This is a genomic window from Paenibacillus sp. J22R67 (assembly GCF_059692175.1).
On sequence record NZ_JCAUAX010000001.1, the window covers coordinates 931748 to 945491 of the forward strand.

A 13744-nucleotide genomic window follows, 5' to 3' on the forward strand; every position below is an offset into this window, starting at 1 on the left:
CTCGTGTCCTGCGTTTCAATGAATACTTACTCTAGAATTCTCAGAGCAATAGCTGCGAGGTCAGTAAGATCAATTCTGTCATCACAGTTCACGTCTGCGGCTTTGATTTGATCCCAATCCTCACTGCTAGCCTTCGATTTACCATAGTTAGCAGCTACCATAGCCAAATCGCCGATACTTACTTTGTTGTCACCATTCAGATCTCCCTGCATTGGCAGAATAGCGGAAGCGATGAATGCTTGAAGTGCTGCGTCTAAATCAGATGTTGCTTGATCTACTTGTATTTGTGTAGCTTCAGAGTCGTTAACTACAGCATTGGCTCTATCGATTGCAGCCTGCAGCGTTGCCTTGGATCCAACTGGATATTGACCGGCATTTGTGCCTTCAACAGCCGCATCATGTTTCGTTTGCGCATCTGCAATCAAAGCGCTAAGTGCTGTTTTGTCTACAGAAACCGCCATATTAATTTGTACAAGTCGAGTGTCACCTGACAAATTCGTTTCCACACCCTGCCCGTCAGCAACAGTTACATTAGATATTGTTAAAGTCGCTGTTGTTGACTGCAGCATCGGTTTAGCTTTCCAGTGAATGACCATTAACTCACCGTTCGCATTTGCAGCGGTTTCCCCTACACTTGCCGCAACGATTCGGACTTGACCCGATTTATCCGCTTGTTTCACAATCATGAATCCATCTTTCAAAGATTCTACAGACACAAATTCCAGTTTATCCGGATCATAGGTTATTGTCAGATCCTGGGCAAATACATGTTGCGTCAAGCCCCTCAATCCATAAGTCTCTGTAAAAGATTGCCCTGCCTGCACAGAATTCATGCCGGTCAAAGTTGCCCCTGGACCCGCAGGTATTGCCGTCTGTCCGCTTATGACAATCATCGCTTCTCCATGCACCCCGGAGCCGCCATTTGCCGTTGCCACCACTTTAACGGTGCCATCCTTTTGTGCAGTCAGTACACCGTCTGCGTTGATGACAGCCAAGTCTGTCGGTGCGTTATTGAGCCCGTAAACTGCCCAAGTAACGGACTTGTCAGCCGCATCAGCCGGCTCGATTGTAGCGTGCATTTGCAAGGTGCCACCATCCGTCGTGATCGTTGTTGCGCCATTTTCTCCAGTTACCGTGACTCCTGTTACCCCAGTACCGGATTGCAGCGTGATCTCTTCACCTGCGGATAAGGTCACGGTTTGAGGCAGGGTCGCAGTAGCTGTAGTCCCGCTCAAGGTCACAGAAGCATCTGCAACGTGTTGACCGTTAACGAGAACTGACCAACCTGAAGTTGCTGTATCCGCAGGAACGGCAACTGAGATAGTCTTCAGGTCAAGTGTTCCAGAAGCAATGTTGATCGTATCCGTCTGTGCCCCATTTTCCAACTTCTGACTGAATGTGCCGTATCCGTTTGCTGCTGTGAAGAACGATTTATGATCGTTCGGTTGCCACGTTGGTGCGAAGCCGATAGCTTGATGCGGAGCATCATAATTGAAACCTTGCAGAGCGAGCAGCAAAGACCAGGAAGATAACGTACGCCCATACCACTGACCACATTCGTCATCGCCAAAAGGGTTTCCGGTGCCGTCGCCGATTCCGCATCCGCCAAAAGTCATGTACGGTTGGTTTCTGAGCCTGCCGTCGTAGCGATTGGATGCAGCGTTCACAACCGTAAGCCCTTCGTCAAGCAATCCGCGTTGAATCATAGTCGCTGCTGCTGAATACTCAAATCCTGACATGACTTCATCGAAGTAATGGATGCTATTCGAAGGTCTGTCATTGCCTGGCCATGTTGCCATCACCAATCCTGCGTCACCCGGTTCGACGTATGTGCGATATTGATGGGTAAAATCAATGAAATTATCATAGTAATTATTTTTAAAAAGGTTTTTGAGCGCTAGTGTCATATGTTCCGAATCGTATATGTCGCCTAGCCCCAATTGCGTGGACCACCACTGGCCCAGGAGCATATCGATTTCCGACCCATTGCCAATAAAGTTGGTGGCTCCTCCTCCACTTTGAGCTTTTTCAACATAATACTGACCATTCCACAGCATATTTTCTTGATTCGTCTTCCCTTGGCTATAGATAGCGTCGTATTTGTCCGCTGCTGCTGTGTCACCTGCGGCTTTTGCCAGATGCGCAGAAGCATTAACCGCAGCCAAATACATTGAGCCTAGCCAAGAGTTCATTGCTGGCGAACCGGCATCGAGCGTAGTCAAAGCTCCGCCTTTCAGGATTCCGTTTCCGTTAGGATCATGGTGGGTAATGACGTATTCCATGGCTCCCTTAATTTTGGGCCAGTATGTGTTTAGCCAGCTTGTATCTGGAGATTGCAGATAATCACGGTAAGCCGAAAGAATAACGCCAGTTTGGCCATCAAAAGCGAATGTATCGTTATTATAACGATACGGCAGCAGGCCATCCTGTTTTTCCGCATCTAACCACTGTTGGTCGAACATTTGCCCAAGCTGCGGCCAAAGTCTCGCATGCGCCTGTGCATAGTGCCATACGTGGTTAGGCATATTGGTACAGCAGCCGTAGCCTTCCCATCCGCCGAAGAAGCCGTTTTTGGCCCAGAACACCGTCGGCGTGTGAAGCAAAGCCGTTGCGGAAGTAAGGCGATCAAGTACGTATTGCGGAATATTCGAGCTGTACATCGTATCATGGTAAAGTTCTGTCTGTGATTGCAGATTTGTTAGATTGGCAGTAACGTACTGATCAACATCAGACGCATTACTCCACCAATTCGTGTACTGCATGCCTTCCCCACCGAAACCTCGCGTTGGGTTCTGCGGGAAATACCAGCTCAAAAGCACCTTCACCTGTTTGGTTTCACCTGGCGCCAGCGTTAAGCTGGACGTCAAAGCACCGTCCACCGTCGTTCCAGCTTGCGGGCTGGAAGCATTGTTAGTACCTGTCACACTGCCGCTTGCAAACGCAGTTTGCAGCGCTTCAAGCGTATTCCAGGAAGCCGTTCCGCCGGTTTGCGGTCCCAGGACAGACAATGTCATACTTCCTTTACTGCCATTCATTTGTAGATGTGAGGCATCGCTGCCGATTTGTAGCGTATTGCTATTGCTGCCATAGCCACTGAAGTCACGTTTGTTCGTCCCCGCGATCGAGCCTGTGCCATCGAAGCCGACGGCATTCTGCTGCGATGCCAGAAGAGACACGTTCACTTCACTTGAAGACGGATTCTTAAATGTCATCGTATAAATCGCCGTTGGAATTGCCGAATCCTTCATATTTCCGGGAATCATCGGATTGAACACGTCTTGCGTGATTTCAATAGGCATCTGATCGTCTTGGAAGTTATAACGCCCCATTGGATATTCGCCTTGGAACGTAAGCGATTTCATCGCATTAAACGTTCCAACTGCTGTCGTTTGAAGAGCACGTACGATTGGCTGGCCTCCCTGCGACTGGGCACGTACGGCAAAGAAACTGTTAGGAACAATACCTGTTGTGCGACTGCGGAACGTATCGTCACTATTAAAAATCCATGCTTCGCTTCGCTCTCCCGTACCGAAGTGCCGGATACCGCCGGCACCGATCGGTCCAACCGGGAATTCAATAGCTGTAAGCTGTGTCCCGGAATAGGTTACCGTATTTCCTCGTGCGTAAATATCTTGAGCAGGACGGTAAAAGGCGATTGCGGAGGCAGGGCTTGACTCCGAACCATCGGCTCCTACGGTCGTAACACGGTAGTAATATGTCGCCTCAGTCGGCACTGTTGTGTCGTCGAATGAAGTTTCCGTAAACAAAGTATTATTCAGCTTGATGAAATTTTCATCAGAATCGGTAGATCGGTATATGTTGTAACCCGTTATTCCGGATTCCGTAACCGGCTGCCAAGATAACACATAATCAGCGGAACTGTTTCGTGTAACTTTCAACTCTTTTGACGCAGCCGGAATATTGACAAATACGTCATCTAGCGTAATGTGCCCCCAGCTCGAATTGGCACTATCGACCATCTTGAAGAAAATCTTTTGACCGAGATACGCTGACAAATCAAGTGTACGCAGTTGCATAATCTCAGCGTTGCTGCCAGTCAACTTGCCAACTTCACGGCAACTGTTGGATTGTGACGCATCTACGGTACAAGCTGCAACGTAAGTGTTAGCCCCGTTCCCGCCACCGACAAGCATCGAAACTTGCGGACGTGTTAGCGTAACTTGCGGGGATACAACTACCGCATTATAGGAGTCGCCATACGCAGTACCACTGCCTTCAAGCGTAGAAAGAAAAAACTTGCCTTCTTTATTGTACGGGGTGTCTTTCGCGTTATGAAAAAACGCATTGCTTGCAAGTATCGGGATATTCGATGGGTTGGATGCCACGTTCCAACCTTCAAGTGTTCCGCTTTCAAAACCCCAGTGGGTACCATTTTGTCCGACCTGGGCCCCGGCAGTAACAATTGAATTGTCCAAATGAAACACATTGGATTTCACCGTTTGTTCCTGGCCTGTTGTATCCTTGAATCGAATATAAAGATACCAGTCACCGTCAACACCGCTTTGAGAAATTAGTTCGCCATTAGTAAAGGAGGTCCAGGTCGCTCCATCAGGCGCCGTGCTGTTCTTCGACCATTGATAGTTCAACGTCGATGTATCCACACCGATCGCTGTTGCAACTGTCGAAACGCTTCGCACGGCCGTGTCATTGCCATTCAAGCTGAAATTCACTCTCGTTGCAGGAGGGGTATTATCAAAAGCGACTACATTATCGAATTGAACAGTGCCCCCGTATGTACCAAGTCCGAATTGACCGGATGTGAACGATGTATCGTTGACATCAATAATCGGTGTTGCTGCATTGTTTACATATATTTTGATGTTGCTGCCGGAAGTTACAACTTTTACATGATAGGTCTGCCCCATGGTCAACGATTGATTGACACTCTGTATGGGCGCATACACGGAATTCGTGAACTTTAATAATTTAACCACATTCGTAGTGCCCGTTGTATCGAGTGTTACCGCATATGTATTCGTTCCTGAGCTGTTGCTTCTAAAATATAAATGTCCTGCCGATTTAGCTGTCACTAGCTTGAGATCCGCTTCATAAGTGAAGTCACTTCCTGTATTCCCCTGTCTAAGGGTCAATCCATCACCTGTAGAAACTCCTTGTGCCGCCGTTCCCGCATTCGTCCATGTTCCTTTGACCGTACTCCAATTCGTCAACGTTCCTGCGTTAAAGTCATCACTAAAAATTGCGCTTGGCGAGTCAGCTGCAGCAGCAGCTTGAACCAACCCTTGGGGAAGGACAACGGCACTCATCGTAGATAATAAAACAGAACAAGATAAACAAAAACTAACAAGCCTCTTTCTGAGCCTCAAAGGAATTCCTCCTACAGATTTAATGACAATAGAAAAAAAGTAAGCGGTTGCATTACGTTCTGGACAATCTCGGTTGAGAACCTATTCCAATGCCGTTCACTCTGCTAAAAGCCATTGATGAGGTCAATCTGTTACTTTCGGACTTCTGGAACACTTCTAGAATCTTCAAGCACTAAAATATCGCGGTTTCCGCCCCCCTCCTTGATAAGGACTATATATCTATTGTAGTAAGATCCGTTGTTATTGTATTTACAATAACACGTACTGTCTTTCAATTTTCTACACTCATTACAGGAAATATCAAAAAACAAACGGCTAACTCCTAATCGTAGTCCACCACCGTTCACGTGCACGGATTTAATAAAAAAACTCCCAATAAGATTTATCGTGCACGTGAACGTACTCATCTTAACAAATGCCCTAAATTCTGTAAATGCTTTATTTTCAAAAAAGTCATTTCCTTCGGTCGGCACTTTTTTCGGAACATCCTCTTAATCCTTAATAAGAAAAACCGTCAGGGAAATCCTGACGGTCCTTTCTCTAAAATCATATAAATTCTGCTTATTTGTCGGAACTACCTGTTCAGCGGCCCATTGTTCCATCCAACCTTAAACTCACTTCGTTAGCGATGTACTCGACACATTCTGTTTCCTGCGCAGCCAAATGACGAGTCCAAATACAACTACAGTAGCCATCGACACCCATGAGCTATACAGAAAAACTTGTCTCATACCGTATGCGGCACTCATGATTCCACCAAAGAAGCTGCCAATAATGCGCGCTGCTCCAAGGCTGAGTAAGCCGTTCAGCGTTTGACCGCTGGCTTTCCACTCTGCAGGCACTTCACGATTAATGAATGTCGCCAGGGTGACAGACAATACGATAAAAATAATACCATGCAGCATCTGCACGGGTAGAATCCAATACGGCTGGTCAATGATGGAAAACAAGAACCACCGAACGGCTGAGCCGAGTGCGGCAATGATCAAAAGCATCGAAATCGAAATGCGCTTAAAGATCCAACCGGAAAACAGCAGGAACGGTAGCTCGCTCATCGACGAAATGACCATCGACCAGCCAAGCAGCAAGCTATCGGCACCCATTTCCTTGAAGTAAATGGGGAAAAAAGCATAATAATAGCCAAGTGTAACTTGTACAATAAAGTTAATGCCCAAATAAAACATCAGCTTCCCGTTGCGGAAGAGCTCCCGGAATCGTTTGCCGGTTACGTTCGCCTGACGGCTCGCCGCTGGCGGAAAGCACCAGAGTAATAGCAAACCGGCAATCATCGTTCCTGCATAAACAGGAAACATGGAATTAATGTGCGATTTGGCGACGATACCGAACACAAGCGACATCGTGGCGAAACCGATGGTGCCTCCAAGACGAATCCAGCCAAAATTCCATTTGGGGCGGCGATCCAATTCTTCCAATGTAATCGCATCGCTTAACGCAAAAATAGACGTTTGAAAAAACATAAACACACAAATTAATACAAGTAAATAAATGAACTGCTGTGAAAGCGGGAAGAACATAATTGAAATACCGCTCCCCATCAAAAGAAAAGCAAGCACGCTATTTTTGGTCTTGGCACGATCACCCAGCGCTCCCCAGATCGGTTGACCTAACATGGCAATAAGTGGACCTAGGCTAAGCAGCATGCCGATTTGTTCCTGTGAGAATTTGACGTTATACAGGTAGACAGGTAAAAATGTGCCGTAAACCGCATTCCCCATATAAATGACTGCGTAAAACAACATAAATGCGTAGAGTCTCGTTGTAAGCCCCTTCTTCCTTCTAGAAATATGAATAGCCAGCCCTCCAAGATGAAGGGCCAGCTCCGACTTAAGGTTATTAAAACTGTACGACAAGTACACTTAGCGTTCAAGTGTTTTTTTCGTAGAGGCTCATTCTCCCTCTTATGGCTTGCTTCCGAATACATGTCGAATCGCTTCCAAATAGGCCATTCCGTTGATCGTATCCGGCTCCAAATAGCTGCCCTCCGTCCATTCGTTCCACGCATTGATGGTGAAAATTGGCGGTTTCGTCATGCCGCGATCCAGGAATTCTTTGACACCCTCCAAAGCAAGCTTAAACTCCTGAGGTGTATTCCCTGCGAGAGTGGCCATGTACGGATACCCCAAATCTTCGAAAGTTTCCGATTGCACGGTTCGCGGAGAGGAGTCCCAGCCCATCGTTACATTCGGATAATAAGGCAGCTTATAAGCAGCCGTGAACTTCTCGTAATCAAGCAGCGACTTCTCTCGAATGGCCGCATAATCAGTCTCCGGGAACTGTTCCAGCGGCTGATGATGAATCCAAACATACGAAGAAATACTATCCAGACCAAGCTGCTCCAGCACCTCGTCGATATTCGCTATCTTTTGCTCCGTTGGAAGGATTTGCAGACCCCAAACGACAACATTTAAATGTAGCTCCCCTAATCCGGCCGCTCGCACTCTCTCACGGAACTCTTCTAGAACTCGCGCCGTTTCCTCAATTCCGCCTAAACCGCGAATCAGGCTGTGAATCTCGTAGAACGAGACATAAAGTCCTTCATTTACACGCCAATAGGATGGATGTGAAAAGTAGTTCTGACTCATATGATCCGTAGCTTCCACGAAGCCTTTCTCGCTGATCTGGCCTTCGGCTTGCGTGTTGAAAGGTCTGCTGCGCTGAGCAGGATGAATGTCGATCCAATCATGATTCGCCCACATGATGGCAAATTTCAGTCGATCGTTATTCGGAGCATGCAGGAACCCTTCATCCAGTGCGCGCTGTAAGAATGGACCATCTTCATACCAATACCAGTCAAAGATGAATGCCGTTAAGCCATGATCGGCCGCCGCTGCTATTTTACGAGCCATGACAGCCGGATTCGCTTCATCCTCATAACCCCATAAGGGCACTTTGGGCTGCTGATGACCGTGGAATTTAGGCTCCGCACGCTTTACAAGCTCCCACTCCGTCCATCCTTCACCGTGCCACGCATCATTTCGTTTGTCGCGATGGTAATTGGGAAAATAATAGGCTGCAGCTTGGTAGGTTGCCATCTCCGCCATCTCACCTCTTATACAAGTTCAATAGTTTTAAAACCTGTCTATATTGTATAATTGAAGTAACCATGTAACCACTTACAAATCAGACCTACTTACCACCATTTCGGACATCGTCCTAAGAAGTGAGGGAGCGCAGTTACCATGCCAAGAAAGCTAGGTTCCTATTCTGCTGCCGAATACATCGAAGACAACGGTTTTCTGTATGTGAATGAAGTAAAAGAAACGGAGTGGCTGCTAGAGCATGTTCACGATTTTATAGAGATCGTCGTTGTACTTGATGGCAAAGGCATCCAATATATCGATGGTGAGCCTATGCACGTCCAGGAGGGGGATGTCTTCGCCTTGCCCATTGGTGTCTCTCACGTTTTTCGTCCTTCCCCGGCCAAGAGTGCTGCTCCACTGATTGTGCGCAATATCATCATTCGCTCGGAATGGCTTGAGCATCTGAAGGTTTGCCTTCCCGACCTAGCCATCAAGCAATTGATCGATTGGCTGATTGGCAAGAACGATTGCAGAGATTCGCAGCAGCAGCGCTGGGCCAAGGCATCCGATCACTTAGGCGCTATTCGTAGGATCAGTGAAAGCATGCAGGACATTCTTGCCAAGCGAGACACTGCTTATTTAACTCAGGCCATGGCCTTGGTTGCCGAATTGCTCGTATTGTTATTTCGCAGCACCGAATGGCGGTTTGTCCCAATCATGGCGCAATCAGTGCCCCTTCCTCCAACTAGAAGCTCAAGCCGCAACGTTGAACAACTCCTTGACTTCCTTACCCATGCGCTGCCCGATGATTATACGTTACCGATGTTAACTGAGAAATTCCACCTGAGCGAACGCCAGATTCTGCGAATATGCCATCGACACCTTGGTACCAGTTACATGCGTTTCGTTCAAAAGCAAAGAATTACGTATAGCTGCCGTCTTCTAGCGTCTTCGCATCTCAAAATCTATGAAGTGATGCATGCTTCAGGCTTCCAGAATCCCGATTATTTTAATCGGCTGTTCAAAAGGCATACCGGCCTTACCCCAAGCGCCTATCGTAAACTGCTCCTTAATAAGTAATAGACAAGAGGAATCCCCCTGCCAACTAGATCGTTGAGAGGGGGATTTTATGTATGTGCTATGCCGCTGCCGTAGCCGCCGGATGCTCCTTTTTGTTGCGTTTACGTCCGCGTGACTTAAGCCGCCAAATTACGATGCCTGTAATCATAAGGAAAAGGGGCATCATGCCAAAAACAAAAGCAATCAGCTTCGTCGTTTCTCCACCAAAAGTAGCAAAATGAAGACCTTTCCGCCAAGTATTATAGATATTGATGAGCAAATGAGGGTTCGTTTTGTACAAAACAGAACCATTCGATGCATCCATATAGATCGTACTATTACTACCGTTAGAAGCTCCAATGCCTTCTTTTAATCCGACTTGATAGGATTGGCCGGGTTTCTGAGGGAACGTAATTTTGATCAGCTTACTGCTTGGGTAGGCTTGGTTAATCAAGTCTACAATACGGCTGACAGGAAGCGGAGTCCCATCCTTGCTTTTGGACTGCAACGCGCCCGCTGGGATTTCTTCCTTCGCTTTGAATCCGACTATGCCTGGAATGGATTTCTCAAAAGCGTTGACAACACCCGTAAGCGCTGCAAACAGCAGAACTGGGATGGAAATAATTCCTATCACCTTATGCAAGCTCATGTTGTGAAGCAGCTTGCTTCGATTTCTAATAATCTTAAAGCCAGTGGCCATTCTACGAATGCCCGGCCACCATAGATAAGCGCCCGTCAGCAAAATGAGAATCAGTCCAACTCCTAAATATCCTACAACAGAAGCCGCATTCGCTTTACCGATGACCGATGTTAGCAAGAAATAACGGTGCAAATTATAGATCGTTGCAAAAGGCTCCTTACGCTCCTCCAACACTTTTCCGAAAGCTTCGCCTGTACCCGGATCCGCATAAATCAAGCGCCCGTCCTTGCCTTCCTTGGAAAGATGAACATGATAAAAGCCATCGTTTTTCGTCATGTCAATCCAATCCGTTTTGAAAGCTGGATTTAAGGCATCCGCGTGCTTCTGAATCTCCGCGACTCCGACATCACCTGGTGTAGGCGATTGGCCGATTGGATACATCCAGCTTTCCACCTCAGGTTCAATCATGATCAGACTGCCTGTCGTGCACGTTGTAACAATGAAAAGCCCCAATACTAAACTAAGAATCATATGAATCGATAAAACCGCCTTGCGCATCACTGTACTCCCCTATCTCATCATAAAATGGTCTGAAATGACGATTTATGCTCATTTTTATATTTAATCCCGGATTGCAGTGTGGAGATCAGCATGATATCCCTCCAAATAAGCAAATCGGTCACCTCAGCTTGCACATTATAGGAATGCAGCAGGATGCGCCCTTTTAAGTCTATCAACTTATAGATCCCTGTATTGGCACATACGTACACGTCTCCTTGATGAGAGACTAACCGGTTCAAATGCATCCCTTCAAACCGTATTTGATGGAAACCGCCCATCTTATTGCCCATCACCAAACCTCCGCGCGAGGTTGTGCCTATCAACATTTGGTTGAAGACAGCCATACTTGTCACCGCTTGATTGAGAGGAAGGTCGCACCAATCGCCTGTCAATAAATCATAGAACGCGACGCCATCCTCATATCCAAGAAATAGAAAATGCGGAGTTACCAGCATATCGAACGTTTTCTTGTCGCGATAGGCAAGTGGCTGCCACTCTCCATCGCTTCCGCAAAGAAGTCCTTTGGAGGTCAGCACAAAACGATCCCCCCAACCAATTACCCGGTAGCAGGGATCGCTGACAGAAGTTTGCTTCCAAACATCATCCTCTAACACGTATAAGCCAAGATTGGTTGAGGCATATAATTGCGTATCCACCCAGTCCAAGCGGTTAATACGCAAATGATCAGGTAACCCTTGAGAAGCATTCTCCCAAGAGCGCAGAGGAGTGAATTGAAATACACCTTTTCCATCCGTTCCGGCGTATAGAACACCCTCATTTGAAGTTGTTAATGTTGTGAAACGCAGCGGCAGTAAGTCATTGCTAGACTGCCAGAATCGATTACTTTCCATGATGCTCCCCCTACTTTTACATGACTAACCGGCCTGAGCAGCACGGGCAGTTATCATTTTGCATATATACTTCTGAAACTAGCTTTAAATAGTCCATGGAGCTGCTTACATCCATATCCTCCAGGTTTACCCGGTACTTCTTACCGTTCATCATATTCCATACCTGCAAACGTTCCGGCATTTTTCCGAATGCTTTATAGCAATAAACGACGGTCATATGGAAAAACATCTGCACCGCTGTCTCGTTTTCTTCCATCATATATTTATGGATCACGAACGAATCCTTTGTTGGCTCCATAACTTGCATGATCATAGACAAACCCAAATTTAGCTCTTCAACCCACACGTTGCTGCTCTCAAAGAGCATAAGCGGACATTCCACAGAGTTTTCCCCAGTAAGTGCTTTATATAGATGCTTAAGCACGCTTCGCTTAACATCTATATAGAATCCAAGTGAATCAAACTTGCGAAATTTATTCGTCCAGCGACGTTCAAATAAATTCGTTAAGGTCATGAATGTTCTAGATTTCATTGGGAGCGAATACCATTCGTTAATTGCATGATAAGCGGCATACTGCGTAAGTTGTTTCCAATCCGGTTCATCCTGCTGGCTCTTACTGATAACTTGCGTATGGCTTCGAATCCAACGCTCTAGTTGATAATCAGTAAGAACTTGCATGGTTCCCATGCCCGTTCCGACTTCATTTTCGTTGATCATATGTATGGGACACCCCCGTGATGTGGTTGATGGCTTAAACTAATTGATAATGATTTTCAATTTCACTTAATAAATCAAATGATAATGTTTCTCAATACAACTGTCAAGTCATCTGCAAAAAAAAGTAAAAGGGAATCCCCAGCCTCTTAACGTGGCCTTAGGGATTCCCTATTATTTCTCACAATCGGCATCAAATGCTTGTATTATTTCTCATTGCTTCTTCAGCCGCAAACTTAATATACAGATTCCTCTGCATCAAAAAGTTACGCATATAGGCTTCCAGAAACCATTTATCTGCTAATTTCCCCAGAACGCCCATAGGCGAAGTATACACGAAGAGATCAATCATTCGCGTTCCACCTTCGGCAGGGACAAACTCGTGGGAGTGCTTGAAATTCTTGAAAGCTCCACGAACCTGTTCATCCACAAAATAATAAGGACGTTCCATCTCCGTTATTTTCGCGGTCAGCTTCTGCTTGATCCCAAAATGAATCGCTTCCCATGTCACGGTCTCCCCCAATTCGATGAGGCCGCTTGTCCGGCCACCAATCGGTCTTTCCTTGGTTTGAGCGGTGGACTTTGCATGGATGTCGATGCTTCTTGCCAAGTCAAAGATCACTTCCGCGGGCGAGTTAATGAGTAGTTCAATGCGAATGGACGGCATGCCAAAGTTCCTCTGCGATTTTTTTGAAAACAAGCGCTTGCTCCCAGCGATTGGAGATTTCCTTCCCATCCTGTCTGACCACCGCATAAGAAGCCGGTCCCAGCTCGCATACAAATGGGAAAGAGTCTCCTTCACCAGCCGTTTGTGCCCAGCAGCTCATCCCTTCACGCCACCACCTGGCAAAATGTTTCACCATTGGATGCTCGCCATGCTCCCCGATATCCACCTGAACTTGGTTGCCGTTCGATACGCGCGCATGAATGCTGGAGGTCCGCTGCAGCAGTTTGGCGAATAACTCTTCGGTCACGGCATCAGCACCCTCTTCCCCGATGGCAGACCCGACGATGTAGTGAGATAAATCGTTCGTTAGCCGTAGCTTCGGAAGGGCTTGTACATATTCTGCTGTTCTGAGCAGATCTTGGGTCACACGCCCTCGATGCGTCTCAACAAAAAACGGGACGCCTACTTCCTCCGCTTGCTGGATTAGACCTTTTAACCCCGAAATAGCTTCCGTACTTACTGTATATTGATCTAGCACTTGGGCGTTGATATACCGAGCTCCGAATTGCTTCGCCGCCATTAGGAAAGAGGTGATATCGTCTCCTGCACGCGGGAAGGGAGCCATTTGCACCCCAAAACTAAAGCTGTATTCCTGCAGCAAACGATGCCATTTATCTGCTTCTTCCCCTTGCGGCAATCTTCCCAAAATACCGGTAAATCCGGTTTCCGCCAGCTTTTCAAATTTCTGTTCCATCGACCATTCGGTCTCACCGTCTCCCAGTCCAGACATCGCCCACCAGGATTGTTGAACATCTAATCGTAAATTTCCTTTAACCGCCATCATTGTCAGCCTCCCGTACAAACT

Annotated in this window: 9 protein-coding genes; 1 reads left to right on the forward strand and 8 read right to left on the reverse strand. The window is 46.9% G+C overall.

The window, feature by feature from the left end; translation table 11 throughout:
* Positions 1-26 precede the first annotated feature (26 nt).
* The 3 genes from AC58VC_RS04350 to AC58VC_RS04360 form a co-directional block, all read right to left on the reverse strand.
* Positions 27-5345 (reverse strand): GH116 family glycosyl-hydrolase, encoded by a 5319-nt coding sequence (locus tag AC58VC_RS04350; RefSeq protein ID WP_497367587.1) that lies wholly within the window; start codon positions 5343-5345, stop codon positions 27-29.
* Between the two features lie 614 nt (positions 5346-5959).
* A complete protein-coding gene (locus tag AC58VC_RS04355; RefSeq protein ID WP_497367906.1) occupies positions 5960-7183 on the reverse strand; it encodes an MFS transporter in 1224 nt (407 codons plus the stop codon).
* 81 nt (positions 7184-7264) lie between these two features.
* Positions 7265-8398, reverse strand: coding sequence for a glycosyltransferase WbsX family protein (locus AC58VC_RS04360; RefSeq protein ID WP_497367588.1), 1134 nt, complete (start codon positions 8396-8398; stop codon positions 7265-7267).
* A gap of 147 nt (positions 8399-8545) precedes the next feature.
* Here AC58VC_RS04360 and AC58VC_RS04365 point away from each other — a divergent pair, with 147 nt between their 5' ends.
* Positions 8546-9466, forward strand: coding sequence for a helix-turn-helix domain-containing protein (locus AC58VC_RS04365; protein WP_497367589.1), 921 nt, complete (start codon positions 8546-8548; stop codon positions 9464-9466).
* A gap of 58 nt (positions 9467-9524) precedes the next feature.
* Here AC58VC_RS04365 and AC58VC_RS04370 read toward each other — a convergent pair whose 3' ends face one another.
* From AC58VC_RS04370 to AC58VC_RS04390, 5 genes are all read right to left on the reverse strand, one after another.
* Positions 9525-10643: a PepSY-associated TM helix domain-containing protein gene (locus tag AC58VC_RS04370; protein ID WP_497367590.1), complete on the reverse strand. Its 1119-nt coding sequence runs from the start codon at positions 10641-10643 to the stop codon at positions 9525-9527.
* A 20-nt stretch (positions 10644-10663) separates the two neighbouring features.
* Positions 10664-11497 (reverse strand): hypothetical protein, encoded by an 834-nt coding sequence (locus tag AC58VC_RS04375; RefSeq protein WP_497367591.1) that lies wholly within the window; start codon positions 11495-11497, stop codon positions 10664-10666.
* Positions 11498-11513: 16 nt separating this feature from the next.
* Positions 11514-12215 carry a hypothetical protein gene (locus AC58VC_RS04380; protein ID WP_497367592.1) on the reverse strand — a complete coding sequence of 234 codons (702 nt, stop codon included), beginning with the start codon at positions 12213-12215 and terminating at the stop codon, positions 11514-11516.
* Positions 12216-12405: 190 nt separating this feature from the next.
* On the reverse strand, positions 12406-12879 hold the full coding sequence (locus AC58VC_RS04385; RefSeq protein WP_497367593.1) for an SRPBCC family protein: 474 nt from the start codon (positions 12877-12879) through the stop codon (positions 12406-12408).
* Positions 12860-13720, reverse strand: a complete 861-nt coding sequence (locus AC58VC_RS04390) for a sugar phosphate isomerase/epimerase family protein (protein WP_497367594.1) — start codon at positions 13718-13720, stop codon at positions 12860-12862. Before AC58VC_RS04390 ends, AC58VC_RS04385 begins: the two co-directional genes overlap by 20 nt.
* Between the last annotated feature and the right edge of the window lie 24 nt (positions 13721-13744).

Coding starts and splice junctions, on each gene's coding strand:
- AC58VC_RS04380 (WP_497367592.1), bottom strand. CDS start 12,215: ATGATCAACGAAAATGAAGTCGGAACGGGCATGGGAACCATGCAAGTT.
- AC58VC_RS04375 (WP_497367591.1), bottom strand. CDS start 11,497: ATGGAAAGTAATCGATTCTGGCAGTCTAGCAATGACTTACTGCCGCTG.
- AC58VC_RS04385 (WP_497367593.1), bottom strand. CDS start 12,879: ATGCCGTCCATTCGCATTGAACTACTCATTAACTCGCCCGCGGAAGTG.
- AC58VC_RS04390 (WP_497367594.1), bottom strand. CDS start 13,720: ATGGCGGTTAAAGGAAATTTACGATTAGATGTTCAACAATCCTGGTGG.
- AC58VC_RS04360 (WP_497367588.1), bottom strand. CDS start 8,398: ATGGCAACCTACCAAGCTGCAGCCTATTATTTTCCCAATTACCATCGC.
- AC58VC_RS04370 (WP_497367590.1), bottom strand. CDS start 10,643: ATGCGCAAGGCGGTTTTATCGATTCATATGATTCTTAGTTTAGTATTG.
- AC58VC_RS04365 (WP_497367589.1), top strand. CDS start 8,546: ATGCCAAGAAAGCTAGGTTCCTATTCTGCTGCCGAATACATCGAAGAC.